Annotated in this window: 34 protein-coding genes; 16 read left to right on the plus strand and 18 right to left on the minus strand. The window is 64.2% G+C overall.

The window, feature by feature from the left end:
* The first annotated feature begins 414 nt into the window (after positions 1-414).
* Entirely contained in the window at positions 415-780 is a 366-nt protein-coding gene (locus C1932_RS09955; protein WP_108762012.1) for a hypothetical protein, read from the plus strand.
* Between the two features lie 27 nt (positions 781-807).
* On the plus strand, positions 808-1287 hold the full coding sequence (locus C1932_RS09960) for a hypothetical protein (RefSeq protein WP_159094524.1): 480 nt from the start codon (positions 808-810) through the stop codon (positions 1285-1287).
* A gap of 85 nt (positions 1288-1372) precedes the next feature.
* On the opposite strand, the gene C1932_RS09965 is transcribed toward C1932_RS09960, so the two are convergent.
* The 4 genes from C1932_RS09965 to C1932_RS09980 all read right to left on the minus strand — a co-directional run bounded on the left by C1932_RS09965 (position 1373) and on the right by C1932_RS09980 (position 4064).
* Entirely contained in the window at positions 1373-1681 is a 309-nt protein-coding gene (locus tag C1932_RS09965) for a hypothetical protein (protein WP_108762014.1), read from the minus strand.
* Between the two features lie 40 nt (positions 1682-1721).
* On the minus strand, positions 1722-2000 hold the full coding sequence (locus tag C1932_RS09970) for a hypothetical protein (protein ID WP_159094525.1): 279 nt from the start codon (positions 1998-2000) through the stop codon (positions 1722-1724).
* A 630-nt stretch (positions 2001-2630) separates the two neighbouring features.
* The gene (locus C1932_RS19815; protein ID WP_159094526.1) at positions 2631-3074 is read right to left on the minus strand and encodes a hypothetical protein; all 444 of its coding nucleotides are present in this window, start codon (positions 3072-3074) and stop codon (positions 2631-2633) included.
* 138 nt (positions 3075-3212) lie between these two features.
* The gene (locus tag C1932_RS09980) at positions 3213-4064 is read right to left on the minus strand and encodes an efflux transporter outer membrane subunit (protein WP_199912019.1); all 852 of its coding nucleotides are present in this window, start codon (positions 4062-4064) and stop codon (positions 3213-3215) included.
* Between the two features lie 518 nt (positions 4065-4582).
* Between C1932_RS09980 and C1932_RS09990 the strand changes: the two genes are divergently transcribed.
* The 3 genes from C1932_RS09990 (at position 4583) to C1932_RS10000 (ending at position 7368) form a co-directional block, all read left to right on the plus strand.
* Positions 4583-5143 carry a fasciclin domain-containing protein gene (locus tag C1932_RS09990; protein ID WP_108762017.1) on the plus strand — a complete coding sequence of 187 codons (561 nt, stop codon included), beginning with the start codon at positions 4583-4585 and terminating at the stop codon, positions 5141-5143.
* 300 nt (positions 5144-5443) lie between these two features.
* A complete protein-coding gene (locus C1932_RS09995) occupies positions 5444-6268 on the plus strand; it encodes an AraC family transcriptional regulator (protein WP_108762018.1) in 825 nt (274 codons plus the stop codon).
* A gap of 17 nt (positions 6269-6285) precedes the next feature.
* Positions 6286-7368, plus strand: coding sequence for an alpha/beta fold hydrolase (locus tag C1932_RS10000; protein WP_234412350.1), 1083 nt, complete (start codon positions 6286-6288; stop codon positions 7366-7368).
* A gap of 25 nt (positions 7369-7393) precedes the next feature.
* On the opposite strand, the gene C1932_RS10005 is transcribed toward C1932_RS10000, so the two are convergent.
* The 5 genes from C1932_RS10005 to C1932_RS10025 all read right to left on the minus strand — a co-directional run bounded on the left by C1932_RS10005 (position 7394) and on the right by C1932_RS10025 (position 11397).
* The gene (locus C1932_RS10005; protein WP_108762020.1) at positions 7394-8041 is read right to left on the minus strand and encodes a carboxymuconolactone decarboxylase family protein; all 648 of its coding nucleotides are present in this window, start codon (positions 8039-8041) and stop codon (positions 7394-7396) included.
* A 109-nt stretch (positions 8042-8150) separates the two neighbouring features.
* Positions 8151-8630 carry a cupin domain-containing protein gene (locus tag C1932_RS10010; protein WP_234412352.1) on the minus strand — a complete coding sequence of 160 codons (480 nt, stop codon included), beginning with the start codon at positions 8628-8630 and terminating at the stop codon, positions 8151-8153.
* Between the two features lie 117 nt (positions 8631-8747).
* Positions 8748-9095, minus strand: coding sequence for a cyclophilin-like fold protein (locus C1932_RS10015; protein ID WP_108762022.1), 348 nt, complete (start codon positions 9093-9095; stop codon positions 8748-8750).
* Positions 9096-9130: 35 nt separating this feature from the next.
* Complete coding sequence (locus tag C1932_RS10020) at positions 9131-10342, minus strand: MFS transporter (protein WP_108762023.1); 1212 nt, start codon at positions 10340-10342, stop codon at positions 9131-9133.
* A complete protein-coding gene (locus C1932_RS10025) occupies positions 10339-11397 on the minus strand; it encodes an alpha/beta hydrolase (protein WP_108762024.1) in 1059 nt (352 codons plus the stop codon). Before C1932_RS10025 ends, C1932_RS10020 begins: the two co-directional genes overlap by 4 nt.
* Before the next feature lie 110 nt (positions 11398-11507).
* On the opposite strand from C1932_RS10025, the gene C1932_RS10030 reads away from it, so the two are divergent.
* The 4 genes from C1932_RS10030 (at position 11508) to C1932_RS10045 (ending at position 14002) form a co-directional block, all read left to right on the plus strand.
* Entirely contained in the window at positions 11508-12401 is an 894-nt protein-coding gene (locus tag C1932_RS10030; protein WP_108762025.1) for a LysR family transcriptional regulator, read from the plus strand.
* Positions 12402-12581: 180 nt separating this feature from the next.
* The gene (locus tag C1932_RS10035) at positions 12582-13079 is read left to right on the plus strand and encodes a DUF892 family protein (protein WP_108762026.1); all 498 of its coding nucleotides are present in this window, start codon (positions 12582-12584) and stop codon (positions 13077-13079) included.
* A 69-nt stretch (positions 13080-13148) separates the two neighbouring features.
* The gene (locus tag C1932_RS10040; RefSeq protein ID WP_108762027.1) at positions 13149-13439 is read left to right on the plus strand and encodes a hypothetical protein; all 291 of its coding nucleotides are present in this window, start codon (positions 13149-13151) and stop codon (positions 13437-13439) included.
* Positions 13436-14002 (plus strand): isochorismatase family cysteine hydrolase, encoded by a 567-nt coding sequence (locus tag C1932_RS10045; protein ID WP_108762028.1) that lies wholly within the window; start codon positions 13436-13438, stop codon positions 14000-14002. The genes C1932_RS10040 and C1932_RS10045 overlap by 4 nt, the downstream gene beginning before the upstream one ends.
* Before the next feature lie 11 nt (positions 14003-14013).
* On the opposite strand, the gene C1932_RS10050 is transcribed toward C1932_RS10045, so the two are convergent.
* The 3 genes from C1932_RS10050 to C1932_RS10060 all read right to left on the minus strand — a co-directional run bounded on the left by C1932_RS10050 (position 14014) and on the right by C1932_RS10060 (position 15666).
* A complete protein-coding gene (locus tag C1932_RS10050; RefSeq protein ID WP_108762029.1) occupies positions 14014-14436 on the minus strand; it encodes a BLUF domain-containing protein in 423 nt (140 codons plus the stop codon).
* 86 nt (positions 14437-14522) lie between these two features.
* Positions 14523-15302, minus strand: a complete 780-nt coding sequence (locus C1932_RS10055) for a DUF72 domain-containing protein (RefSeq protein ID WP_234412078.1) — start codon at positions 15300-15302, stop codon at positions 14523-14525.
* A 13-nt stretch (positions 15303-15315) separates the two neighbouring features.
* Complete coding sequence (locus C1932_RS10060) at positions 15316-15666, minus strand: hypothetical protein (RefSeq protein WP_108762030.1); 351 nt, start codon at positions 15664-15666, stop codon at positions 15316-15318.
* 182 nt (positions 15667-15848) lie between these two features.
* On the opposite strand from C1932_RS10060, the gene C1932_RS10065 reads away from it, so the two are divergent.
* Both C1932_RS10065 and C1932_RS10070 read left to right on the plus strand, forming a co-directional pair.
* On the plus strand, positions 15849-16250 hold the full coding sequence (locus C1932_RS10065) for a response regulator (protein ID WP_108757723.1): 402 nt from the start codon (positions 15849-15851) through the stop codon (positions 16248-16250).
* A gap of 19 nt (positions 16251-16269) precedes the next feature.
* Positions 16270-16455 carry a hypothetical protein gene (locus C1932_RS10070; protein ID WP_108762031.1) on the plus strand — a complete coding sequence of 62 codons (186 nt, stop codon included), beginning with the start codon at positions 16270-16272 and terminating at the stop codon, positions 16453-16455.
* Between the two features lie 19 nt (positions 16456-16474).
* On the opposite strand, the gene C1932_RS10075 is transcribed toward C1932_RS10070, so the two are convergent.
* The 4 genes from C1932_RS10075 to C1932_RS10090 are packed head-to-tail and all read right to left on the minus strand — an operon-like array spanning position 16475 to position 18933.
* Positions 16475-16927 (minus strand): BLUF domain-containing protein, encoded by a 453-nt coding sequence (locus C1932_RS10075; RefSeq protein ID WP_234412079.1) that lies wholly within the window; start codon positions 16925-16927, stop codon positions 16475-16477.
* Between the two features lie 31 nt (positions 16928-16958).
* On the minus strand, positions 16959-17279 hold the full coding sequence (locus C1932_RS19925) for a hypothetical protein (RefSeq protein ID WP_108762033.1): 321 nt from the start codon (positions 17277-17279) through the stop codon (positions 16959-16961).
* Positions 17276-17773, minus strand: coding sequence for a hypothetical protein (locus C1932_RS10085; RefSeq protein WP_108762034.1), 498 nt, complete (start codon positions 17771-17773; stop codon positions 17276-17278). Before C1932_RS10085 ends, C1932_RS19925 begins: the two co-directional genes overlap by 4 nt.
* The gene (locus C1932_RS10090; protein WP_108762035.1) at positions 17770-18933 is read right to left on the minus strand and encodes a zinc-dependent alcohol dehydrogenase; all 1164 of its coding nucleotides are present in this window, start codon (positions 18931-18933) and stop codon (positions 17770-17772) included. The genes C1932_RS10085 and C1932_RS10090 overlap by 4 nt, the downstream gene beginning before the upstream one ends.
* A gap of 210 nt (positions 18934-19143) precedes the next feature.
* Between C1932_RS10090 and C1932_RS10095 the strand changes: the two genes are divergently transcribed.
* Complete coding sequence (locus C1932_RS10095; protein ID WP_108762036.1) at positions 19144-19782, plus strand: DUF6766 family protein; 639 nt, start codon at positions 19144-19146, stop codon at positions 19780-19782.
* Positions 19783-19788: 6 nt separating this feature from the next.
* Here C1932_RS10095 and C1932_RS10100 read toward each other — a convergent pair whose 3' ends face one another.
* Together C1932_RS10100 and cho are read right to left on the minus strand one after the other, a co-directional pair.
* Entirely contained in the window at positions 19789-20265 is a 477-nt protein-coding gene (locus tag C1932_RS10100; protein ID WP_108763415.1) for a YetF domain-containing protein, read from the minus strand.
* 81 nt (positions 20266-20346) lie between these two features.
* A complete protein-coding gene (gene cho, locus C1932_RS10105) occupies positions 20347-21204 on the minus strand; it encodes an excinuclease Cho (RefSeq protein ID WP_108762037.1) in 858 nt (285 codons plus the stop codon).
* Positions 21205-21392: 188 nt separating this feature from the next.
* Here cho and C1932_RS10110 point away from each other — a divergent pair, with 188 nt between their 5' ends.
* From C1932_RS10110 to C1932_RS10125, 4 genes are all read left to right on the plus strand, one after another.
* Positions 21393-21773 (plus strand): sensory rhodopsin transducer, encoded by a 381-nt coding sequence (locus C1932_RS10110; protein WP_108762038.1) that lies wholly within the window; start codon positions 21393-21395, stop codon positions 21771-21773.
* A gap of 94 nt (positions 21774-21867) precedes the next feature.
* Positions 21868-22734, plus strand: coding sequence for an SDR family oxidoreductase (locus tag C1932_RS10115; RefSeq protein WP_108762039.1), 867 nt, complete (start codon positions 21868-21870; stop codon positions 22732-22734).
* 42 nt (positions 22735-22776) lie between these two features.
* The gene (locus tag C1932_RS10120) at positions 22777-23673 is read left to right on the plus strand and encodes an SDR family oxidoreductase (protein ID WP_108762040.1); all 897 of its coding nucleotides are present in this window, start codon (positions 22777-22779) and stop codon (positions 23671-23673) included.
* Entirely contained in the window at positions 23670-25487 is a 1818-nt protein-coding gene (locus C1932_RS10125; protein ID WP_108762041.1) for a glycoside hydrolase family 15 protein, read from the plus strand. The genes C1932_RS10120 and C1932_RS10125 overlap by 4 nt, the downstream gene beginning before the upstream one ends.
* The last annotated feature ends 4 nt before the right edge of the window (positions 25488-25491 follow it).

The raw sequence follows: 25491 nt of genomic DNA on the forward strand, positions 1-25491 counted from the left end.
TCGGTGGCTGAAGTCGGTTCGCGACAACGCACTCGCCTGAACCGCCAATGCCGTCGGAAGCCTTGTGTGCCAAGGCATCTGCCACGACTCGCAATTTGAAACGATTCTGAAAATATTGAAAACAGTGACGGCTTCGCCCCTACTGCCTTGGCATTGAGCGCAACCCGGCGTATTCCTTGCCGGGCCACCAAGCACCGGTGGTCGGGGCTCGAAATCCCGGTTTTATGCTGATGTTTACGCTTGCCAGTCGGCACCACCAGCGCGTGGTGTCGGCTGGCAATCCGTCTGCCGACTATGGCGGGCGGTGCGTGGGGGCTTCGTGCCCACCGGTCCCAGCATAAACCGGATTTCGAGCCACGCATCGTCCGCCACCTTTATCGGTGGCGGCTTCTGCCTGCACGCACGGAGCCCGCCATGACCACGCCCTACTCCCCTGCCCCGCATTCCATCCAGGAACCGCCGGCAGCCGATCCCGCGCCAGACCCCAGCACCCTCACCCAGTTGCTGCGCAGCATCGGTGCTGGCGCAGCCGCCGACGGCCAACCCTGGCCCGAACGCCACCCGCTGCGTAGTCGCCAGATAGCACTGGCCGACGCCGATTGCGCCCTGGCTGGCCAGCGTGTGGTGCAGGAACTACTGCTGGCCGCCGAGCGCGCGCGCCAGAACGGAGAACCCGACCAGGACGTGGGCGACCGCGTGATGGAAGGCCTGGCGATGGCCTGCCTCGCGCTCAACGTCTTCATCCAGGAACGCGTGCGGCCGCTCGGCGTAGGGGCGTAAGTGAGGCAGTTCGTCTCGTCTGGCCTGATGGTCATCGCCGCGCTGGCCGCTATTGCCTGCCTGCCATGGCCGCAGAGTGCAGCCGAAGAGACGTGGGTCTATCCGAAGGTAGGATTCGCGGAATTCGAGAAGCTCTATGGCAGTGCGCACGAATTTGTTTCCACGCGCCGAGCAACGGGCTTCACGATCTACCCGGCGGATGCCGTTGCGCCCTCTTTCCAGGTGCGCTGCAAAGGCTTTCCCGTGCTGAGGGTGGAGCGCACAAAGCCGACGGTCGCGCTGCGTCTGCCGGCAGACGCTCTACAGCGTGCGCCGGAATCTGAGGCGCTGTATCTGGATCTGCAGCAGTTGCTGGCGTTCAACCAGATTGAGGGTGTCAGCATTCCCGATGGGCGGGCCCGGCCGTGGTGGAGGGCTGGGCCTGCGGTTCCGAAGGATGAGCGGTGTTCGGCGCCATCTGGAGGCCGGCTGATTGGTTGGTATCGGGCCGTGCGCTCGGTGTTGTGAGCGTTGGTGGAGCGGAATCGGTTCTGGTGATGGGGCGCTGAGGGGATTAGTCGAGCAAGCTCGACTCTACTCATGGCGCGACGAATCATTCCAGCTTTCTGTGGAAGATCCAGAATGCGTCTTTCTCAGGCAGCTGCGGACGCTGTGCGGTTCGGATCTCGACCTCTATGTTGACTTGCCGAGCGAAGGCTGCAATCACCTCCGTTTCAATGCAGGAGATAGCATCTTCAAGATGATCGTCAACGTCCCGATCCAGGAAAAAGTGCAGAGTGAAATTGTCCGGCCCCGTCACGAGGGCACAGACCGCTACCAGTGAAGGAAAAACTTCACCGATCAGTGCACGGCTGACGCTGACAAATATCTCTACCCGGAAACTAGATGTCTTCTTTTGCATGTTGGATCATTCCATGCCGGGCGGCCCTGGCAGTTGCGTGTTACCCCTGCGCTGCAGGCCAATCGGTTCCGTCAGGGTCACCTTCCCGGCGCACGTCATTGATCATGCCTGTGTGTATCGCACTCAATCGTTCGAGTACACCATCCAACTCATCCATGGCCTCGGCAGTATCGCCGCTGGCCAACGACTGCCTTGCACGCGTGAGATCGGTTAGCAGGATCTGCAAGGTGTCTGACTGCACCGCAACTGCTGGATTCCTGCGCCCAGGAAAACGCACGGTCGCATTGTTTCCCGGATCACCATAGACCGAAATGGACATCATCGTCTTCATGTTTCAGGCGTGACCTCAATGCAGGGACTGGATCGTTGTTTTGGCTGATGAATAGGCAGGGGGGGGGGGCAGTCGAGCAAGCTCGACTCTACGGTTTGACGATCAGTCTCCGCGCGACACCACTCGCTCAGGAGGTGTTCGCCTCAAGTAGCCTGATGCACCGCAGAATGCGATTGCTCCCACAACCCAACTTCCAAGTATTACCGAAGGCCAAAGGTCCGCAACCAATGCAGTTGCTCCGAACCTCTGGAAGCTCTGCAGAAGCAAGCGGTGCCCGCCAGCAACTGCCAGATTGGAAAGCGTGACCGCCACAGTGCCGAATGCGAGCCCAGCAATCACACCCGCCACCATGCTGCGCAACATGCCACGCATACTTTCGCGTCGAGAGAGTGCATGGAATGCGACCGAAAGAAGCACGGAAAGAAGTAACACGTATGGAATTCGCATCGCCGCTATCTTCATGAAAGCGGATATCCATATCCACCCCGCAAAATTCACGAGTGCAGATAGCGCGAAGCAAATCAATGACGAAACAACTCTATCCCTCACTTGACTGGACATTTCGCGCCCTCTGCGCTCGTTTGGAGCGCGCCTGGAAAGAAGCGTGGTGCCATCGGATCAAACACCCGCCACCTTGCTCAAGAGGCTGACCAGCACGCCCTCGCCCATGCGCTTGGCCGCACGAATCGCAGGGTGAGCAGGCATCCGCAGCTGCGGGAGATAGGCATGGCAGCCGGTCTTGTAAGTGAAGTGCTCGGCCATGAAGTACAGTTCAGCCGCAATGCTCTCCTCGTCAGCACCCACGCCATGCAGTCGCACGTAGCGTTCCAATGCAAGCGTAGCGATGCTTGCCCCCAGAATCTCTGTCTGTCGACTTGGATCACCCTGCCACAAGACACGAACCCAACCCTCGTCTTCCGCATCCTCATCCGCACTGAATGGCAAGATGAGCGTGCCATCGTGCAGGCTGCGTGCGCACCAGAACTCACCATGGCGTTCGCCCCAAAAAAGGGGCGCCAGGTTGCCAACAAATCCAACGATTGCAGTGCTTCGGTTGCTCAAGGAACTTTCCCCCACTACCAGTAGCTGCCAATGAAAGTATGCCGTATAAGCGTTCCGTGAGCGGGTTCGCAAGCAGCGTTGTCAGGTGAGATAAGGCGGAGAGCAGGATCGGTTCTGGTGATGGGGGGGCTGACGGATTCAGTCGAGCAAGCTCGACTCTACGGGGGCGTTGCCGATCGCTTTGTTTATGGCGACGTACCGGGTGCCCAAGCGGCCTTGGCTGGCGGTCAGATCGCGGCGCGCCTGCAGGTAGCTGCGCTGCGCATCCAGGACCAAGGTGAAATCGGTGATGCCGCCGTCATAGCGTGCCTTTGCGAGCTGGTAGGCATCGGCCGCGGCATCGCTGCGGGTCTGCAGCTCGTTTGCCTGCCGCTGCTCGGCGCCGTAGCTGGACAGCGCATCGTCGATTTCCTGCCAGGCCCTCAGCACGGCCTGCTGGTAGTTGATGGCTGCCTCCTGCTGCTGCAGTTCGCGCAGCTGCACGGTGGCCTTGCGCCGGCCGTGGTCGAAGATCGGCAGGTTCAGGCTGGGGCCGATGGACCAGGCACGGCTACCCCAATCGGAGAATTCACCGCTCAGGTAGGACTCGTAGCCAAACTTCGCGCCCAGCCGGATGCTGGGGTAAAGGTCGGCCTTGGCGATGCCGATGCTGGCGCTGGCGCTGCGCAGTCGGGCTTCGGCGGCGCGGATGTCGGGCCGGCGCTGGGCAACCTCCGAGGGAAGCCCCAACGCAAGATCAGGCAGCGCCACGGCGGCATCGGTATCGCGCGGCGCAAGTTCGGCCTGCAGCGCGCCGGGACGCTCACCCGTCAGCAGGGCAATCTGTTTGGCGCTGGCCGTTTCCTGCGCCAGCAGCGGTGGCAACTGCGCGCGCAACGCAGCCAACTCGGCGCGTTGCCGCTGCAGGTCGGTATAGTCCAGTACCCCGCCTTCAACGCGCGCCTGCAGCAGGGCGGCGTGGTCCTGCAGTGCGGCGATATCCTCGCGCATCAGGCGGACCTGGCGTTACGTGGTGCGTAATTCGATGTAATTGCGTACCAGGTCGCTGGCCAGGCTCAGGCGCGACCCCGCGCTGACCCGATGCCTGCTGAGCGTGATCGCGCCCTGCCTGATGCTTGTGGTGGGCGGGCGCAGTTTCCCGGGGCCGCTGCAGGAGGTCTTCAAGATGTCGCCTGACGCGACGGCAGAGCATCTCTACCAGTTTGCTATTGGGGGACTGGACGTGATCTCCCGAGAGTATGCAGAGCAGACCGGGATTCGATAGCGGTGCTGCGTACGACAGTCGAGCAAGCTCGACTCTACGTGGAGTGGCTGGCGCTCATTCGTCACACCATCCCAATGTGGTTGAACCATTCAGAAGATCGCTGTGATTGGGCGCATCCAACCTCGGCTGCTGGCACGTAGGTATGTGGACAGCGCGCCAGAGCTGCTTGCACGGGCGCGTGATCCGCAGGATTGCCTGCACCCATCCCAGGGGCCTGATGGCCTCTGCAAGTGAGGACACACACATGCGTACCCAGATTCAGCGTCTTGCCATTGCCGCCGGCATTGCAGTTGCCTGTGCGGTACCCACTGCGTTTGCCGCCGATAACCCGATGGTGGGAGGCGTGCCGATGTATGCGAACAAGACGATCGTGGAAAATGCGTCCACCGCCAAAGACCTCAGCACGCTGGTAGCTGCGGTGAAGGCCGCCGGCCTGGTGGAAACCCTCAGCGGCAAGGGGCCGTTCACCGTATTTGCGCCCACCAACCAAGCGTTTGAAAAGCTTCCTGCCGGCACGGTCGATACGCTGCTGAAGCCTGAAAACAAGGCCAAGCTGACCAAGCTGCTGACCTACCACGTGGTGTCGGGCACCTATACGGCCGCGCAGCTGACCGCAGCCGCGCGCGGTAACGGTGGCAGCAGCACGCTGAAGACAGTACAGGGTGAGCCGCTGACCGTGAAGCTGCAGGACGGCAAGGTGTGGGTTATCGATGCCAAGGGCGGCAAGGCATCGGTAACTACGGCAGACGTAAAGCAGTCCAACGGCGTAGTGCACGTGGTGGATACCGTGCTGATGCCGAAGTAAACCGTTTGCGCGGCGCGGCGCGGCGGGACAGCCTCCTGCCGCGCCTTCGCGCGCTTCTTTGGACGGCTACGCGGATGCACCTTGACCAAAGCAAACTATCTGGGTGCGTCGGATGGGGTGTCGGGGGCCCAGTCGAGCAAGCTCGACTCTACTGTTGCGCGAAAGCGGCATTTGGGGCACGAGCGCGTATTCATGAGCAAGCGGTTGGCGTGAGCATCCGCACCCATAGCAAGATTCCGCAAACGCCCTGCCCCGCCCTGCGCTAGGCTTCCACCCAGTCACCGACACGGAACAGGCGCCATGGGAGCGGCACGCAAGGCCTTGTGGTACATCGAAAGCCACTTCGCCGAGAACCCCTCGCTGGCTCAGATTGCCGAAGCGGTCGAGCTTTCGCCGTTCCACCTGTCCCGACTGTTCCAGGTCAGCACCGGCACCTCGATGGCGCGCTATCTGCGCGCGCGCCGGCTGACCGAAGCGGCACGTACACTGGCTGCAGGAAGTGAGCCTATCCTTGATGTCGCCCTGGCCGCTGGCTATGCCTCGCATGCCGCCTTTACCAACGCCTTCACCGAGCAGTTCAAGCTGCCGCCGGAACAGGTGCGCCGCAAGGGCCTGAACGGTCTGGCGCTGGTGGATGCGCTCAAGCTCGACGCCCCACCCCTGCCCTGCGCGGTGGAGCCGGTACGCCGCCGGCAGGGCCCGTTGCGGGTGGCTGGCATCTGTGCCCGCCATACCGCCGCGACCGTGGCGTCCATTCCCTCGCAATGGCAGCAGTTGGCGCTCACCCGCGAACTGGGCAAGGACATCGCCTTCGGGGTCTGCTGCAATCGTGATGGCGAGGGTGCCTTCGATTACATCGCCGGCATGGAGATCGGCGCGACCGCCGCCGTGCCTGCGGCGTGGCAGGCCGTTTCCATTCCGGCCCGGGACTACCTGGTGGCGTGGCATGCGGGCCACATCTCGACCATCCGCTCTACCTGGTACTGGCTGTTGAACGACTACCTGCCCCGATCCGGCCTGAACCTGGCCGACGCCCCCGACTTCGAACGCTACGACGCCCGCTTCGACGACCGCACCGGCAACGGCGGCGTGGAAATCTGGCTGCCGCTGTCCGACCCGACATGAACCAAGGAGCTTTTTCCGTGCGCGCCCTGCCCTACGCCTGCATTCTGCTGTCCTGCCTGTTTGCCCCGCTGGCCTGGGCGGCGACGCCCTCACCCGCGGTGGGCGAAACCCATGGCGTGGCGCACACCCCCAGCGCCGCGGTGCGCGATGCCAGGCACAGCGACGCCGTGCGGTATACGGTGTGGTATCCGGCGCAGCCCGGTGTGGAAGAGCAGCCGCTGGCGATCGGGCCGCCGGGCGAGCCTCTGTTCGTGGCAGGCGCTTCTGCGGTCGATGCCCCCGCTGCGCCGGGCCGCTGGCCGGTGCTGCTGCTGTCGCACGGCAACGGCGGCAGCGCCCGCATGATGGGCTGGTTCGGCACGGCCTTGGCGCGCTCGGGGTACGTGGTGGTTGCGGTTGACCACCCCGGTAACAACGGCGTGGACGCGATGACCGAGGCCGGCAGCATCCTGATGTGGAACCGGGCCGATGACCTTGCCGCGGCGTGGGCGGCGGTGCAGGCCGACCCCGCGCTTGCGCCGCATCTGGATGCCGGGCGGCTGGGTCTGGTGGGCTATTCGGCCGGCGGGTTCACCGCGCTGGTGGCGGCCGGCGCACGGCCAGACATGTCCAAGCTGGCCGCGTTCTGCAAGGCATCGCCGAAGGATGGGGTCTGCCTGCCACAGGCGGAGAACCCTGGGTTGACCTTTGAGCGGCGGATGGCGGCGGCCGCTACGCCGGAGTTGGCGCCTTGGGTGGGCAAGTCGGCAGAGGACCGCCGCATTCCCAACGTTCGCGCGGTGTTCCTGATGGCGCCGGCGATCGTGCAGGCGTTCGAGCCGGGGGAGCTTGGGAGGCTGCAGGCGCCGATATCGGTGGTGGTGGGTGAGACTGATGCGATTGCCTCGGCGGCTACCAACAGCACGATGATTGCCGAGGCGAACGGCAACGCGCGAGTACAGGTACTGCCCTTGGTGGGGCACTACGACTTCCTGGCGGAGTGCACGGAGCTGGGGCGTAAGTTGGTAGGGGCGCTGTGTGAAGTGGAGGCCGATAAGGCGGAAACGCATCAGACGGCGATTCGGCAGGCTCGGGGGCTGTTTGAGGGTGCGCTTCGGTAGGTCGTGCAGTCGAGCAAGCTCGACTCTACGGATTGGCGGCGGCGCGAACGCGTTCGGCCGCCTCCCGGCTGACGCGGCCTTCAAGGACGTCGGCCAGCTTGGACAGCTGCTCACGCCGCAGGCCAATGTTCATGCTGATGCCGATGTGGGACTTCAATTGGGGCTCGACCCCGGACATGGCGGCCAGCATGCTGACGGTAGCCAGCTCGCGGCTCTGCCAGTCCAGACTGTCGCGCTCGAAGATGTCGCCGAACAGGTGGGTACGCAGGTACTCATTTGCCTGGGGCGCAAAGTCGAACAGCGGCCCCGAGACCGGTCCACCGGCCAGCGTGGTCTGGTTTGCCGTGCCTGCAGCGAGCAAGGCGTCGCCCGTGGGAATGGGCTTGCGCGGCTCGCGGCCGGGGTCATCCTGGATGCCCTGCTGCTTACGGGCATCGGCCACCTTCATCAGTTCGCCCAGCGCGTTCAAGCTGCGCGGAAACCCGGCATACGCGTAGACCTGCAGCAGGATCTCGCGCGTTTCAGCCACGCTGAGGCCCGCATCCAAGCCTTGGTTCAACGCCTGCCGAAGGCCGTCCATGTTGCCCGCCGCCGCAAAGGCGCTGATTGGGATGATGGCTTGCTGGCGCGCGTCCAGTTCAGTGGTGGAAGCGTGGTTTGCGTTGCTGTTCATGGCTGCTCCTTCGTGTGCGAACGCCATCTGGCCGGGGGCGGCAGCAAGCATCGCCGCCCCCAGCAGAGTGGCGAGATGGCGGACCCGCGATGTGCGGTCACTTGGCTTCCTACTGGGCATCGGTCACCTTCTCCATCCAGGTTACGTTCTGGCCATCGCGCACGCCGGTCACGGCAAGGTGGGTCATGGCGTTACCGGGGGCGGCGCCATGCCAGTGCTTCACTCCCGGCGGGCACCACACCACATCGCCGGGACGAACGATCTGGACGGGCTTGCCCCACTCCTGCACGCGCCCAACGCCCGAGGTGATCAGCAGGCGCTGGCCGGCGGGATGGATGTGCCACGCCGAGCGAGCACCCGGCTCGAACGTAACCAGTCCGCCGGAGGCGGTGATGCCGGCGTCGGCAGGCCAGACCGGGTCGATGCGAACGTTGCCGGTGAAGTATTCCGACGGGCCCTGCGCAGATGGCTGATCCCCGGCCGCCGTGATCTGCTGTGCGGGCGCTGCGGCTCCGGCCGCGTATGGAAGGCCGAGCAAGGCCCACATTGAGAGGACCAGGATGCCTCGCACTGATGTCTGCAACAGCATCTCAGCTCCCTCCTACGGTGTGAGCCGGTTCCAGCCCTTTGACGGATGCGTGGGTGCCCGCGTGTTTGATATCCATGAGACTCACCTCGCTGCGGTGGATAGGAGTGCAGCCAACTGCTAGCAAGCCTCAATGAGGGCTTTCACCGGCCCCGCAGCACGAAGGATCTGCAACCCGCCTTCGATGTGGCCCAGCCGTATAAGGCCCTTTGAATAGCCGAAGGGCTTGTGAAAGATCGCCAGGTTTCCCCATGGCGCATAGAAGGCGATATCGCCTGCCACTGGCGTGATGCCCTCCGGCTCGCCGCTCACGCTGAGACGGCGCGGAAGCTGTGCAATCTTTTCGATCGCCGCGTAGTCCTCAAGCTGCAGCGTCAGCGGAAGCTGGGCGATGAACTCGCGTGCGGGGATGCTGTCTTCCAGGGTTGCCGCCAGCACCTGGTCGTTGATGATTACTTTGACCTTCATGGGACGAAGCTCCGAAGTAGTCGTTGTAGATCGCCTCATGACCCCTGCGCCTCCATGGCGACAGCCGGTTCGGCCATGGATGTGGCACTGCAGGCGGTGACATAGGCCAACAGCGCGGCGAACAACAACAGGCCTGCACTGGCCGCGAACGTGCTGGCAAAGCCGAAGCCATCGAACAGCAATCCACCCAGGGTGGCACCCAGCGCGATGGAACACTGCACGACCGCGACCATCAGGCCGCCGCCGGCCTCCGCGTTGTCGGTGAAGGTGCGGGCCAGCCAGCTCCACCAGCCCACCGGCGCGGCCGTGGCCAGCAGCCCCCATGCCGAGAGCAGCGCAGCCGTCGGCCAAAGCCGCGGCCCCAGCAGGACCAACGCCAACGCAATCAGCGCCATCACGGCCGGAATGCTCACCAGCGTGCGGTACAGGCCGCGCTTGAGGAATGCCCCGATGGCAAACGTGCCCAGCAAGCCACTTACACCGATGGCCAGCAGCACCAGCGGAACAGCGCTGCCTGCTGCATGTGTTACGCGTTCCAGGAACGGCCGCACGTAGGTAAACAAGGCAAACTGCCCCATGAAGAAGGCACCGCAGGCCATCATGCCAAGGGCCACCACGCGCCTGCGCAGCAGTGCAAATACCCCGCCCTGTGCATGCCGCCGTTCTGCGGCCATGGACGGCAAGCCTGCCCACTGCCACGCAAAGGCCACGGCAGCGACCGGCACCAGGCACAGGAATGCACCGCGCCACCCGATCACACCACCCAGATAACTGCCCAGTGGCGCTGCAACCACGGTTGCAAGCGCATTTCCGCTGTTGAATATCGCCAGAGCGCGCGGAACCTTTGCCGCGGGCACCAAGCGCATGGCCGTTGCGGCAGACAAGGACCAGAAACCGCCGATCACCACGCCAATCAGCGCACGGCCGATCATGTAGACCGGGTAGTTCGGGGCCAACGCTACCACCACACCCGACACCGCCATCAATGCGGTGAGGAACAGCAGCAGCGTTCGCCGGTTGATGGTGCCCGCCAATCGGGAAATCGACAGGCTGGTGAGCACTGCAAATGCGCCCGAGATGGCAATCCCGTAGCCGGCAAGGCCCTCGCTCACACCCAGGTCTGCCGCCAACGGGGTAAGCAGGCTCACCGGCATGAATTCAGAGGCGATCAACGCGAAGACGCACAGCGTCATCGCGAACACCCCGCCCCAGTGGGCGCCAGCTGCCGTGGTGTCGGCGTGGCTCATTGCGTGGCAAGACCGCGCTGGAAGAACGTCGTCAGTTTCTCGAAGGGAATCAGGTTCGTCCGGTCGTATAGGTCCACGTGACCGCCCCCCTTCACCCAGTACAGCTCCTTCGGCTGACCGGCCTTGCGGTACGCATCCTCGCTGAATTCACGGGAATGCGCGGTGTCGCCCGAGATGAACAGCATCGGCCGGGGCGAGATGGTCTCGATGTCGTTGAACGGATAGAAGTTCATGAATTTGACCAGACTGCTGAAAAGCGGCTGGGTGGTCAGCTCCGCCGTGTCGCCCTTCGGTGTGTAGGCGCCGCGCGGGGTGCGGTAGAAGTCGAAGAACTCGCGCTGGATGGCAGGCGTGTCAGCATCGAGTTTGTTCACCGTGCCCGGCACGTACACTGCGGCCCCGCCCTTGAATTCAACCAAGCGCTGGTCGGTTGCGGACTGGATGACTGCCTTGCGCTGTTCCAGCGAGTGCCCGTTGTTCAGCCCCTGCCGCGCGGCGGCCCCCATGTCGTACATGCTGACCGTGGCAATGGCCTTGATGCGAGGGTCGATCTTGGCGGCACTGATCACGAAACTGCCGCTTCCGCAGATGCCCAGCCCGCCGATCCGATCCGGGTCGACGAAGGTCTGTGTGCTCAGGAAATCCACGGCCGCGCTGATGTCGTCCGAGTAGATTTCCGGCGCCACCAAGTGCCGCGGCGTGCCGGCACTTTCACCCCAGAAGGAAAGATCGATCGCCAGCGTCACGAAGCCCTGCTCGGCCAGCTTCTGCGCGTAGAGCTGCGAGCTCTGTTCTTTCACCGCGCCCATCGGGTGGCCCACCACCACGGCGGGGGCGCGGCTGCCTTCCGGCAGGCCCTGCGGCCGGTACAGCGTTCCAACCACTTCCATCTGGTATTGGTTCTGGAAGGTGACCCGCTCCCCCTTGACCGTGGGGCTGCGGTAGAAGTTATTGGCCCCTTGCGGACGGGATGCCGTGGGTGCATCAGCGGCCATGGTCGAAGCCGGAAGGGAGAGGCTGGCGAGCAGCGCCAGCAGCAGCGTCGTGCGTTTCATGGGCGTATGGCCTCGGTCGGAATCTCAGGTCGCCACGATAGGCCGCGCCCGGTACGCCGATAAGCCGGCTGAAAGTTGATGCATTGCTGAGTTGAGCTCACAATTGGGCCATGAGCACCGTGAAGACCAACGATCTGCAGGCGTTCCTGGTCGTGGCGCAGGAGCAGAGTTTCACCAAGGCGGCTGTTCGCCTTGGAGTCACGCCCTCGGCGCTGAGCCATTCCATGCGGCTGCTGGAAGAGCGCCTGGGCATCCGCCTGCTGGCCCGGACTACGCGCAACGTGTCCCCCACCGAAGCCGGCGAGCGCCTGATGCGCTCCATTGCGCCGCACTTCGAGGCCATCGGTGCAAGCGTGGAAGCCCTGGGCGATCTGCGCGACCGCCCGGCCGGAACGCTGCGGATCTCCTGTACGGATGATTCCATGGAGACCGTCATCCGCCCGCGGCTTGCCGGGTTCCTCGGCGAGTACCCGGACATCACGCTTGAGTTCTACGTCGATTACGGCTTCACCAATGTGGTGGAGCAGCGCTTCGATGCCGGCATCCGGCTGGGTGAGGCGCTGAGCAAGGACATGATCGCGGTCAGGGTTGGGCCGGACTGGCGCCTGGTGGTGGTCGGCTCGCCCGACTACTTCAGCAAACACCCCAAGCCCCGCAAACCTGCCGACATCACCCGGCACCGCTGTGTGCACATCCGGCATCGGCCCAACGGTGCCATCTATGCGTGGGAGTTCGAGGAAAAGGGCAAAGAGTTCACCGTGCGCGGCGACGGACCCTTGGTCTTCAATAGCATGATCCACGTCATCAATGCCGCACTGGACGGGCTGGGCCTGGCGTACGCACCAGAGCCGATGGTGGCCGAGCACATCGCGCAGGGAAGGCTGGTGGCGGTGCTGGACAAGTGGTGCGTGCCTTTCCCCGGTTACCACCTCTACTACCCCAACCGTCGGCAGCCCTCGCCTGCATTTGCAGCGCTGGTGGCGTGGCTGAGGCAGGATCAGTAGACGCAGTACAGACGTTCAGGCGCGCACGCACGGGGAGTCGGCGTGAGACGATCCGCTGCATTTGCTAACGCCATGCGATGACGAAGCGGCGTGGCCGGAATGGGACCTTCACCCTGTCTTTGAACTGGTTTGTCTGCCGCCCTTCTAGGCTGGCCACTCCTTCAACGCTGGAGCGCAACGATGGCGATCAAGACCGCAGAAGACCTGTTCATCCACGAACTCTCTGATATCTACAGCGCCGAGAAGCAGCTGACCAAGGCACTGCCCCGCTTGGCCCGCGCGGCCGACAACCCCGACCTGGCCGCGGCTTTCGAAACGCATCTGGAGGAAACCCAGGGCCAGATCGAGCGCATCGATCAGGTGGTGGACGTGCTGGGCATCCGCCTGAAGCGCATCAAGTGCGCTGCCATGGAGGGTCTGGTGGAAGAAGGCAAGGAAGTGATCGATGCCATCGACAAGGGGCCGGTGCGCGATGCTGCGCTGATTGGCGGCGCGCAGAAGGTCGAGCATTACGAAATTGCTTCCTACGGCACGATCGCGGCCTTGGCCAAGCAGCTGGGTTACAAGCAGGCCCTGCCGCTGCTGCTGGAAACGCTGGAAGAGGAAAAGGCCACCGACGAAAAGCTGACCCTGCTCGCCAAGGGGGGCGGCAACGCCAAGGCGGCGCAGGCGGCCTGAGCAGGCTGCCTCCGTTCTACGGCGCCGCCGCTGAAGGCGGCGCCTGACTTACGCCCCAGGGAGATCTGCATGCATCCGGATGTACTGGGCTGGGCGGCGACCGCGGTGCTGATGGCTACGCTGATCCGCCAGATGGTGAAGCAGTGGCAATCACCCCACCCGGAAACGGTCTCGAAGTGGCTGTTTCTCGGCCAGATTACCGCTTCGATGCTCTTCACGATTTACAGCGCCCTGCTGGGCGCTACCGTTTTCGTGGTAACCAACGCGCTGCTGTTGATCACGGCGATTGTTGGCCAGGTCATGGCGTGGCGCCGGCGGCAACGACGTGGAAACCTACCCCGCAATGAGGTGGCGCCATGAGCTCACGCAGCGCGCTGATCATCATCGACCTGTTCAGCCTGTTCGACTTCCCGCAAGGGCGGCGGATGGCGCCGCTGGCTGTAAAGGCTGCCGAGAAGGCGTCTGCCTTGCGCACTGCATTTGACCAGCGCGGCTTGCCGGTGATCCATGCGAACGACAATTTCGGCGATTGGAAGCGTGATTTCCCTGGCCTGGTGGCGGCCTGCCGCAAGCAAGGCGGCGCGGCCGCGCAGATTGCCTCGACCCTTTCCCCGGAGCCGTCCCATTACTTCATTCTGAAGCCCAAGCATTCTGCGTTCCTGGCAACACCGCTGCCGGTGTTGCTGGCCAAGCTGCAGGTTCGCCGCGTGGTGCTGGCCGGAATGGCGCTGGATTCCTGCGTGCTCGCCACAGCGTTGGATGCCAATTCCCGCGAGTACGAAACCGTCATTGCGTGGGAGGCCACGGCCGCCCTGCCCGACCGGCGGCAACCTGCGCTGCAGCTACTGCAGCGCTCGGATGCGGCAACGGTATTGGACAACCGGGAGGTGATCGCGCTGCTGGACGACACCGAAGGCGAATAGCGCCCCAGTGATCAGGCCAGGTGCGGCTCGGCCACGGCGGCCAGATAGTCCATGGCCGCCCATGGGCTTCCCTCGCGCCCTGCCCGCTTCACGAAGCCGCGCCAGTCGGCATGGGCGGCCTGGCTCAGTTCGCGGTCGCCCGTGGGCAGCAATCGCATCGACCAGTAGGGGAACATGCGCCTGCCCACGGGGCCGCGAGCCAGCTCGATGATTTCGCGGTGGCTGCTGGACGCCAGTATTCGGCCGTAGGCGATTTTCAGGGCGTCTTCGGGGCCCTCGATGTACTGCAGGAAGCGCTGCCCGTCGAACAGCAGCACGCCGGTGATACCCGCGTCGCGGTTGAATCGGGCTGCGTCTTCCACCAGGTGGGCCAGGCGGTCAGGATCGAGGTCCGGCAGTGCTTCGCTGGCATAGGCGATAGCGCGGTTTACCATGGTGCGTGAAGTGGATTTAGTTTGAGGGAGAAATGTACGGATCGCACGTCAACGCGCAGTCTTCGACCCGCCACTGTGTTGTGAATTCAATCTGGACAGCGGTTTGCCCGGTCCGTGTGCTGCAGAAGCGCCTGCAGTCGCAGCGCGTTGCCGACCGCATGGCCATGGGCGGTGTTGTCCAGGATGACCCACGCCGGCCCGGCCATCGCCGATTCCCTGCAGCGGCATGCCAGGGTCTTCAGATCTGCCTCTTCATAGGCGCTGTAGTACATGCGCGGGCGGCCATGCCAGCGCCAGTAGCTCCAGTCTCGTGCGCCGCCGGGCTCGCCAGCGAGCGGGTACCGCGCCGGGTCGGCAGCCACGCGGGCAACACCCTGACCGGCCAGCATTGCATCGGCCTGGGCAGTAAACCAGCTTGCGTGGCGAGGTTCGCACGCGATGGCAGCGTTACTGCGACGGCGCAGGGCGCGGAAGAACGCCGACGCCACGCGCCCGTCGTAGGCCGCACTGGGCGGAAGCTGCAGCAGCAGCACCCCAAGCCGGTCGCCTAGACGTTCAGCGCCGCACAGAAACGCATCCAGTAAGGGGGTTGTGGCAACCAACGCATGCTCGTGGCTGATGGCGCGGGGTATCTTTACGCAGAAACGGAAGTCGGCCGGCACGCTCTGCGCCCAGCGCGCATAGGTCTCTGGCTTGTGTTGCCGATAGAAGGATGAGTTCACTTCCACCATTGAAAACCGGGTGGAATAGCGCTGGAGTGCGCTGTCGCCGGGTCCAAACTCGGTCGCGTGCGCAGATGGCAACGACCAGCCCGCGCAGCCGACGCGCATGGTGCCCGCCGCGTCCGCCATCTCGCCCTCGCTCATGCTGCCGCCTGGGTCAAGGGCTGACCGCAGACCACGCGGGCGAACAGGCCGACGTGGGCGCCGATGCGCCGGAAGTGTCCGGTGCAGGGCTTCGCTCACTGGCCGCAGCCAAGGCATGGTGGATGCGATGTGCATACCCGCGCAGCGCTGGGTCGACCCCGATGATGTAGACGAACCGACCATCGCAGCGCGGGCGTACCGACTCCAGCCCATCGGTGGACACCAACACCCGCTTCAGCGCTTTTGCCCAGGCCTTGCCCGGCGCGCAGTCCAGTTCCACCACGACGGCCCGTTCGCCGCAGTCCAGCAGCATGGTTTCCAGCCGCAGCACCTTGGGGTGGCTGGCGCTTTCCCGCTGATTCATGGGTCATGTCTCCCGCAATGGCGACGGCGGAAGTATCCACGGCACGCGCCAACAACGCGTCAATGCGGTGCATTGGCGAGGTGCACGCGCGCTCTTCGCACCCCGCACACGGCGAAACGTCATCATTTTGATGGTTTGAAGTACACAGTGGGGTCAACGCAGAACGCGAGTACGTGAACCACATGCAAGACCTGGAACGCGGTACGAACAGTGGGTGCAACCTGCTGTTGGTGGAAGATGAATTCGACCTGGCAGAACTGGTCGAGCAGGCTCTGGTCGACCAAGGCAACGAAGTCACCCACGCCTACAGTGTGTTTGAAGCGATAAGCCTTCTGAAGGACGGACGATTCGACGCCGCCATCCTCGATATCGAGTTGCGTGACGGCGTGGTGTTCCCGGTGGCCGATCGCCTGGCTGATCTCGGCGTGCCGTATTTGTTTGCTTCCGCCGTGTACGAGCAGGTAGTGCCAGCCCGCCACCAGCGGGCGCGTTTTGTCGCCAAGCCGTTCCATATTCCCCAGTTGCAGGAAGCGGTGAATGCCACGATCCAGAAAGGTCGGCTGGGCACCCAACCCAACGGATGATCATTTACAGGAGAAGGCTATGAGCAAGCTTCCTTTCAATCCCGCCGGCGATGCCAGCGATGAGGACAAGGCGCACACGCCGGACAAGGTGCGGACCGACCGCAGCTGGAAAAAGGAAAAGGACATGCCCGAACAGGAAGAGACCGCTCACCCGGAGGATTACGAGCGCCCGCCATCAGATCCCACCGGCAACAAGCGCGGGTGAGAGCTGCCGGCCTGCAGCATCATGCCGCCGGTGGCGAGGCCAGATGCTGTGATACCAGGAGGCTCAGGCGGTGGACGCCGCCGCTGCGGTTCAGACCAGACCAATCGCCAGTGGAGATGATGCGGATCTCGGTCGGCTGGGCAGGAAGCCAGCGCATGGACCAGTAGGGAAAGAGCCGGGCTGAGATACGAGCCCTGCCCAGTTCCACCAGCTCATGATGGCTGCGGGCTGAAAGAATGCGATCGTAGACCACGTTGATGCTGTCATCCGGCCCTTCGATGTACTGCAGAAAGCGAGAGCCGTCATATAGCAGGACGCCAGTCACACCTGCTTCCAGATTGAAACGGGCGGCGGCACGAGTGAGGTCATCCACGTGGTCAATGGACAGCCCTGGCACCGCCTCACTTGCGTAGGCGATAGCGCGTTGGGGCACGATAATCTCCAGCGAACGCAGCAGAAAGCTGCAGATCACTGTCCCACACCGGCTGTAATATGGCGTGAGGCTAATAGGTTCTGTTGAACCATTCCGCGTAAGGACTGTTCCTGACCAGGTAGCGGCTATAGTCCTTTTCCCCGTCTGTCCACCATACCGGGCCCCGCTCACCCAGCCCACGCTTGGCATCGTCCACAGCTCGGCGCGCGGCCTGCAACGCTTCCCGGTCACCTGCCCGCATGGCCGCTTGTACCGCTCGCCGACCGCTCATCAGCTGCGCCACCCATTGCTCACGCGCGGCTGAGGACAAATGGGGGTTACTGGCGCGCCATAGACGGCCGCGCACCACGATATACCGGCCGTCCGGGGTCAACGGTGCTGAAGCATTCATACGCGGGCTCCTGCAGCCGCCAGGCAGCGCCGGAGTTCATACAGCCACGGGATCACAACAATCAATGCAGCCGGGACCAGGATGGCCCACCAGTGCCAGGCCTGTGCCAACTGCTTCTGCAGCGACCACGTTGAATCGGCCTGTTCGGCGATCCACAGCAGAAAGACCCATGGCGCGATATCCAGAATACTGTGTACGTGCTGCTCGGCTGGGCTGATACGCCGGCGGCCGTCTGCACTGGCGGTATCGAGATAGCCAACCACCGCGTGCAGGGCGACCAGTGCAAAGAGCATCACAGCCAAGCCCCGACTGGGGGCCAGCGACAGCCAAGCAAGCACGCCTGCCCCGATCAGAGCCAGCTGCACCCCATGCAGCGCGCTCTCTCGCAGGCCGGATGTGTGCCCAATATCCGTGCGCCTGTGAAAGTGAAAGTCCAGCGTGCCTGCCAGCAGCCAGATGGCATACAGGCAGGCCATGATGCCGGCGGTCGTCATGGGGTCAGCACGATCTTCCGGCAATCATCGTCCTTGGCGTCGAACATCGCATAACCTTGGGCGGCCTCGGCCAGTGTCATGCGGTGCGAGATGATGTTGCCGGGGTCCAGCTTCCCTTCCAGAATGGCCGTCAGCAGCTCGGGCATCAGCCCCTGCACATGCGTCTGCCCCATCTTGAAGGTAAGGCCTTTGTCGAACGCGTCGCCCAGCAGGAAACCATGGATGAAACCGGCATACACGCCGGGGATGCTGACAACGCCCCCGCGTCGCGCTGCGGCAATGCACTGGCGGATCGCCACGCCACTGCTGCCTTCCAGCTTCACCGCAGTCAGCGCGCTTTCCAGGGCGCTGCCTTCAGCCTCGAACCCCACCGCTTCGATACAGGCATCCACGCCCCGCCCGCTGGTCTGGCTGACGATGTAGTCCGCCGGATCATCCACTTCGCTGAAATTGATGGGCGTGACCCCGTACGTGCGCTGGGCGAAGTCGAGGCGGTAAGGCAGATGATCGACCATGAAGATCGTCTCGGCGCCCAGCAACCGACAGCAGGCCGCGCTCATCAGGCCCACCGGACCGGCGCCGAAGATGGCCACGGTCGAGCCGGGCTTGATGCCGGCGTTCAACGCCGCCTGGTAGCCGGTAGGCAGGATGTCGGACAGGAACAGCACCTGCTCATCGGCAACCCCCTCGGGAATGCGAAGCGGGCCGACGTTTGCCTTGGGTACGCGCACATACTCGGCCTGCCCGCCCGCAACCCCGCCATACAGATGGCTGTAGCCGAACAGCGCGGCGGGCGGCAGCATGCCTTTCCCGTTGAGCGCAGCGCCTTTGCCCGGGTTTGTCGTTTCACAGGCCGCGTATTCGGCCAGCTGGCAATGGAAACACTCGCCGCAGGCAATCACGAAGGGGATGACCACCCGATCGCCGGGCTGTACCTGGGTCACGCCACGACCCACTTGCTCCACCACGCCCATGAATTCGTGGCCCAGCACGTCACCCGTGTGCAGGTCAGGGATCTTTCCGCGGTACAGGTGCAGATCGGAACCGCAGATGGCCGTGGCGGTCACACGCAGGATCAGATCGTCGTCGGCCGCCAGTACCGGGTCGGGCACGGTTTCCACCCGAACATCCTTGCGGCCGTGATAGGTCAATGCCTGCATGATCCGTCTCCGTGCGGTTGGAAGCCACAGGGTGGCACCTCGCGCGGGCAGGCCAGGTGACCCGAAGGTATGCGCGCCGTCTACCGGCTGCATGGCTGGCTTAACAGTTCTGTGCGTGGCCGTGGTCACTTCAATCTTGCGCGACCTTCACCGGTGCTTGCGACGCACACGCGCAGGCTCTGCCCGGATTAGCTGGCGCGAGGCACGCATATGTGGAAACGCAATGGACTATCCATTGTCCTGCTGGGCCTCATGCTGCTCTTCCTGAGCGGCCAGGTCGCTGCAGGCCTGCAGGTGCATAACCAGGAGCTGCTCCAGCACGGTCGCGCGCCTCTGGACGTCTGGCACTACCTGGGCAGCGGCCATTTCATCAGCGCCGCCTTCGAGAACTGGGAGAGTGAATTTCTGCAGATGGGCATGTACGTGCTGCTCACCGTCTCGTTGCGCCAGCGCGGCTCTGCTGAATCGCGGCCGCTGGACCCTGCGCAGGAGAACCAGCGCGTAGCGCCAGGCCCGGCCCCATGGCCTGTGCGTCGGGGTGGCATCTGGAAGACACTGTACGGGCACTCACTCTCTATCGCCTTCGGGTGCATGTTCCTGCTCAGCTTCGCGCTGCACGCGGCAGGAAGCTGGCGGGCGGAACAGTTGGAGCAGCAACTGCAGGGTTTGCCGCCGCTTGGCTTTCTGCAGCACATTTCCGGCAGCACCTTCTGGTTCGAGTCCATGCAGAACTGGCAGAGCGAGTTCCTGGCCGTGCTGGCACTGGTGGTGCTGACCATTTTCCTGCGGCAGAAGGATTCGCCGCAGTCCAAGGCGGTCGAGGCACCGCATTCACAAACCGGCGACTGAAGGGGCTCAGCGCTGCCGCGAATCGATGCTGATCTCGCCGGACGTCTCCAACATCGCCAGGGTAATGTCATGGTGTCCATCACAACCGGCCTTGCGCATGGCCACATCCAGGTCTTCCGGCGCCACGTTGCAGCGGCGCAGCTGTTCCCAGAACACCTTGCCGTTGCGGACCAGCACCACGGGTGCGCCTTCCACCCAGCGGTGCAGGCGACGGTTGCGTGCCGTGGCGTACCCCACCAGCCAGTTCAGGCCGAGCAGCGTCGCGGCCAGGATGAGCCCGCCCAGCAATGACGTGTCTTCGCCGATCAGCGAATTCTGCACCGCGGTGCCCAGCAGCACGATCACCAGCATGTCGAACGGCGCGGACTGCCCGATGGAGCGCTTGCCGCTGAGCCGGGTGAGCAGCAGCACCACGATGTAGACCGCGCTGGCGCGCAGCACGAACTCGAACCAGGGCATCCCCAGATCCAACAGGTCAGTCACGATCATCTCCCGGCATGGTCCTGCACGCAGGCATACCCAAACAAACGTCCATGTCTTGTGACCTGATTGCCTTGGCTGTGTCTACAGCGGGTGCAAGGTCCACTGACCGCTGCACAGGCCCTTGCGCAGAATGCGGTAGGCGTCGCGGTCGAACTGGGCGGGCCCGCGGCGCAGGCGTCGGGCAGCAGCGAGGGTCTCGGTACTGCCGTGATAGAACCACCCATCCACCACATGGAACTGGCGCAGGTCCGGGCCGCGCTCCTCGATGGCGACGGGGCCGGCGTACGGCCATTGCACGACTTCCAGCAGGGCCAGTGCCTCGGTCAGCCGGCGCTGGTGCTCGGCCAGGCTCTCGCGCCCCGAGCATGCGCCAAGGCACTGGCCCAGCATCGACCGGAAGCAAGGTCGCCCGGCCGGCAGGCGCTCCAGGCCCAACAGCGAATAGCACAGGCGGTTGTCGTCAGCCAGGCGTCGCAGTGCTTCGCGGGCGGAACGCTCACTGGAGTAGACGCCGTACAGCAGCGGCGCTGATGTCAGGTCGACTTCGCCTGAATGCAGCACGCTCACTTCACCCCGATAAAGGCGCAGGCTGAATTGCCGCGGCACCCGCCGCAGCAGGCGGTTATAGAGCGGTCGATGGGTCTTGACCATCGTGGCTTCCAGCAGCTGTGCGCCAAGATCACCGGCCATTGGCAGATGGCTTATGCGCTCGGATTGCCGCAGCATCGCGGCTTCTCCCTCAGTACGCAGGTGATCAAGCACACGGGTGCGCAGGTTCACACTCTTGCCGATATACAGGGGCAACCCACCCTCGCGACCGTGGAAGGTGTACACCCCTGGTTGGGCAGGAAGGGCGCGAGCCTGCTCCCGCAGGTGCTCAGGAAAGACATAGCCGGCGGCGCGGGCAGAACGGCGCGCGGACTGGGCGCTTGAAGGCATGTACGGCGACAGCGGGAATCGATGAATGCAGCAACCCATGATAGGCACCGGCCAGACCGGCGCCAATGCAGGGTCAGACAGCGCGCTGAATGCTTCACGTTGATGCGCAGCGCACCCGGTCTGCACGGCGTGCGCTGCCCGGCACCCTCACTCTGTAGCGCCCAATCGAAGGAGCCACGAGATGTCCGATGCCAACAACGCCGCGCTGGGCCGTACCCGCTGGGCCCATTGCCGAAGGCTATATTCCCGGTTGGAGCAATGGCCCCGAACCCGAACTGCAGAGCCACGAAACCTGCTGCATCCTCAATACCGGCAGTACCGATGCACAGATCAGCCTGATGCTGTACTTCGAGGACCGCGAGCCGCAGGGCCCCTATCTCTTCACCGTGCCGGCCCAGCGCACCTGCCACAAGCGCTTCAACGATCTGCAGGACCCGGCGCCTGTGCCGCGTGGCGTGGGTTTTTCCTGTGTGATCGATTCGGATGTGCCGGTGGTGGTGCAACACACGCGCCTGGATTCGCGCCAGGCAGAGAACAGCATCATGACCACGATCGCCTACCCGCTGTAGGGCCGCGCCGTGCACATCGCGGCGACACCACCGGGCCACTGCCTTTACCCGTTCTGGCAGACAGTAACGATTCCCCTTCCGAAGGAGTCGTCCGATGGCTGCCCCCCAATATCCGAAGCCGCCGTTCAAGGCACAGCAGCAGACTTTCCCCGGCAAGACCAGCAAGATGGACCCGCGCCCGGACCACGGCGAGCACAGCTACAAAGGCCATCGACAGCTGGAAGGCAAGAAGGCGCTGATCACCGGCGGCGACAGCGGTATTGGCGCTGCCGTGGCCATTGCCTATGCCCGCGAAGGCGCTGATGTTGCCATCGCCTTCCTGGAGAGCGAAAAGGACGATGCGGCGGCCATTGGCAAGCTGATACAGGAAGCCGGCCAGAAGTCGGTACTGATTCCCTGCGACATCAGCGATGAGGCGCAGGCCGAAGAACTGGTGAAGCGCGTGGTGCACGAGCTGGGCGGCCTGGACATCCTGGTGAACAACGCCGCCTACCAGCGCTATTACGAGTCGTTCGAACAGATCACCATGGACGACTGGCGCAAGACCTTCGATACCAACGTGCACGCGGTGTTCAACCTGACCCGCCTGTGCGTGCCGCATCTGCAGGACGGCGGCGCGGTCATCAACACCGCATCGGTGAATTCCAAGAAGCCCACGCCGAACATCCTGCCCTATTCCACCACCAAGGGCGCGGTTGCGAATCTGACCATCGGGTTGGCCGGCCTGCTGGCGGAAAAAGGCATCCGGGTGAACGCGGTGCTGCCAGGCCCGATCTGGACGCCGTTCATTCCTGCCGGCATGGCCGCCGAAGAGGTCGAGCAGTTCGGCAGCCAGACGCCGTTCGGTCGACCGGGTCAGCCGGCCGAACTGGCATCGGCCTACGTGATGCTGGCCGCCGACAGCGCCAGCTACACCTCCGGCGCGCTGCTGACCATTTCCGGTGGCGCCGTCACGCTCTGACTTTTCTGGACCCCACTCCTTCCTCCCCCAAGGAATGCCGCAATGACCCGCAATCAGTACGACATGCAGAACCCAGTCACCCAGTTCCCGCAGCCGACCTACCCGGCGCAGGTACAGACACCGCCCGGCACCGTGCACGAACTGAGCCCACAGGCCGACCATGGTGAGAAGAGCTACGTGGGCCTGGGCCGCATGAAGGGCCGCAAGGCACTGGTGACCGGCGCAGACTCGGGCATCGGCCGCGCCGTGGCGATTGCCTTCGCCCGCGAGGGTGCCGATGTAGCGCTGAACTACCTGCCCGAGGAGGAGGCGGACGCCGCCGAGGTCGTCGCGCTGATCGAGGCCGAAGGGCGCAAAGCCATTGCCCTGCCCGGTGACCTGCAGAACGAGGCGTTCTGCCGCGATCTGGTGGCCAAAGCCGTGGATGCGCTGGGCGGCCTGGACGTTCTGGCCAATATTGCCGGCAAGCAATTGGCCGTGGAGAAGATCGAGGACCTGGACACCGAGCAGTTCGAGGCCACGTTCCGCACTAACGTGCATGCGCTGTTCTGGGTATGCAAGGCGGCCCTGCCGCACCTGCCAGCGGGTGCGACCATCATCAACACGGCCTCCATCCAGGCCTATCAGCCCTCGCCCAATCTGCTGGACTACGCGCCGACCAAGGCGGCCATTGTCAATTTCACCAAATCGTTGGCGCAGCAGGTCGCCGAGCGCGGCATCCGGGTGAACGCCGTAGCCCCGGGCCCGATCTGGACTCCTTTGCAGCCGGCGGGCGGTCAGCCGCCAGAGGCCATCCCAGAATTTGGAGCGCAGACACCACTGAAGCGCGCCGGCCAACCGGTCGAGATGGCGTCGGCCTACGTGCTCCTGGCCACCCAGGAATCGAGCTACATCACCGGCGAGGTGATTGGTGCCACCGGCGGCATGCTGCTTCCGTGAGGTCCGCGCCAGATAGCGGGGCAAGCCCTGCACGTGACGCGCAGGGGCATGCCCCCATCCATGCCTACGCGGCCATCGGCGATGGCCGCTCCACGGCGCTGATTGCACCTGACGGCAGCATAGACTGGTGGTGCGCGCCAAACATGGATTCGCCGCCGCTGTTTGATCGTCTGCTGGACGCCGAGGCCGGCGGGCGCTTTGCCCTGCAGGCACGGGGCGTCGTGTCTGTACGCCGGCGCTATCGGGCCGACAGCAACGTACTTGAAACGGAGATCCGCACTAGCACCGGATTCGCCCGCGTTACCGAATCGCTGAACAGCGGTCCGGCCGGGCGCCTGCCGTGGTCCGAGCTGGCCAGGCGGGTGGAAGGGCTGGAAGGCGAGGTGCTCTTCGACCTGCACTACCAGCCGGGCACCCGTGCCGGCACCTGCACGCCATGGATGAGCGATACGCCCAATGGGTGCGTGCACCACGTGGGTCCGGTGATGACGATGCTGCGCTACCCGGGAGACACCCACATCGAGCTGTGTGACGACCGCGCCGTGCAGGGGCAACTGCGCGTGACGGCGGGCTACCGCGGCATTGTCGCGTTGCTGGCGTCGCAGGACGAGGTGCTGCCCGTTCCGCCATTGGACGATATCGACACCCGCATCGACCGCTCCGATCGCGAATGGCAGCAATGGGTCGCGGACCTGCACTGCGTCAGCCGCCAGCGCGGTGAAGTGATCTGCTCGGCGCTGGCGCTGAAATTCCTGTGGTTCTCGCCCACCGGCGCCATTGCCGCAGCCGTGACCGCTTCGCTGCCGGAGCGCCTGGGCGGTGACAAGAACTGGGACTATCGCTACGCCTGGGTCCGCGACGCCGCCTACATCATCAAGGCCTTCCTGCGCGTGGGCGCCCTGCCCGACGCCAAGGCCGGTTTCAGCTGGTTGATGACCACCATCGGCAGACACCGCCCGGCGCTGCGGCCCTGCTACACCTTGCGCGGCGAAACGGTTGAACAGGAGCGATACATCGACATCCCCGGCTATCACAGTAGCCAGCCGGTGCGGGTAGGCAACACTGCAACCGACCAATTGCAGACCTGCGTCTACGGCGATGTGATGGAAATGGCCAGCCGCATGATCGATGCCGGCCATATTCTGGACCCGACCACTGCCCGGCTGCTGTTCGAGCTGGCCGACGAATGCGCTGACCGCTGGATGCGCAAGGACTGCGGGTTCTGGGAGCTGGATGACCTGCAGCATTACACCATGTCGAAGGTGGAATGCTGGATGGCCCTGCGCCGGGCGTGCGAACTGGCCGAACAGGGCCACATTACCCGCGCCCGCTTGCCCCGCTGGCAGCGCGAGCGCGACCGCATCCTGGACTGGATCGACACGCACTGCTGGCACGAAGAGAAGCAGAGCTATGTGATGCACGCCGGCAGTGACCGACTGGATGCAAGCCTGATGCTGGCATCACGCTTCGGCCTGGCCCAGGCACGGCGCGAGCGGTTCATCGCCACCCGTGAGGCGATGCGCCGCGAACTGAGTGATGCCAGCGGTGATCTACTGTGGCGCTACAGCGGCATGCAGCAATGCGAAGGCACGTTCATCAGCTGCGCGTTCTGGATGGTGGAGGCGTATGGCCTGCTGGGCGAGCAGGAGGAGGCGCATCGGCTGTTCCATGCCCTGTTGCAGCGGGTTCGCAACGACGTGGGCCTGATGCCCGAGATGTGGGACCCTTTTACCGAGCGAGGGCTGGGAAACACCCCGCAGGGCCTGAGCCATCTTGCCCTGGTGCACGCGGCATTCGCGGTGGATGGGGAATGAGGCT

This window comes from Stenotrophomonas sp. YAU14D1_LEIMI4_1 (assembly GCF_003086815.1).
GTDB lineage: Bacteria > Pseudomonadota > Gammaproteobacteria > Xanthomonadales > Xanthomonadaceae > Stenotrophomonas.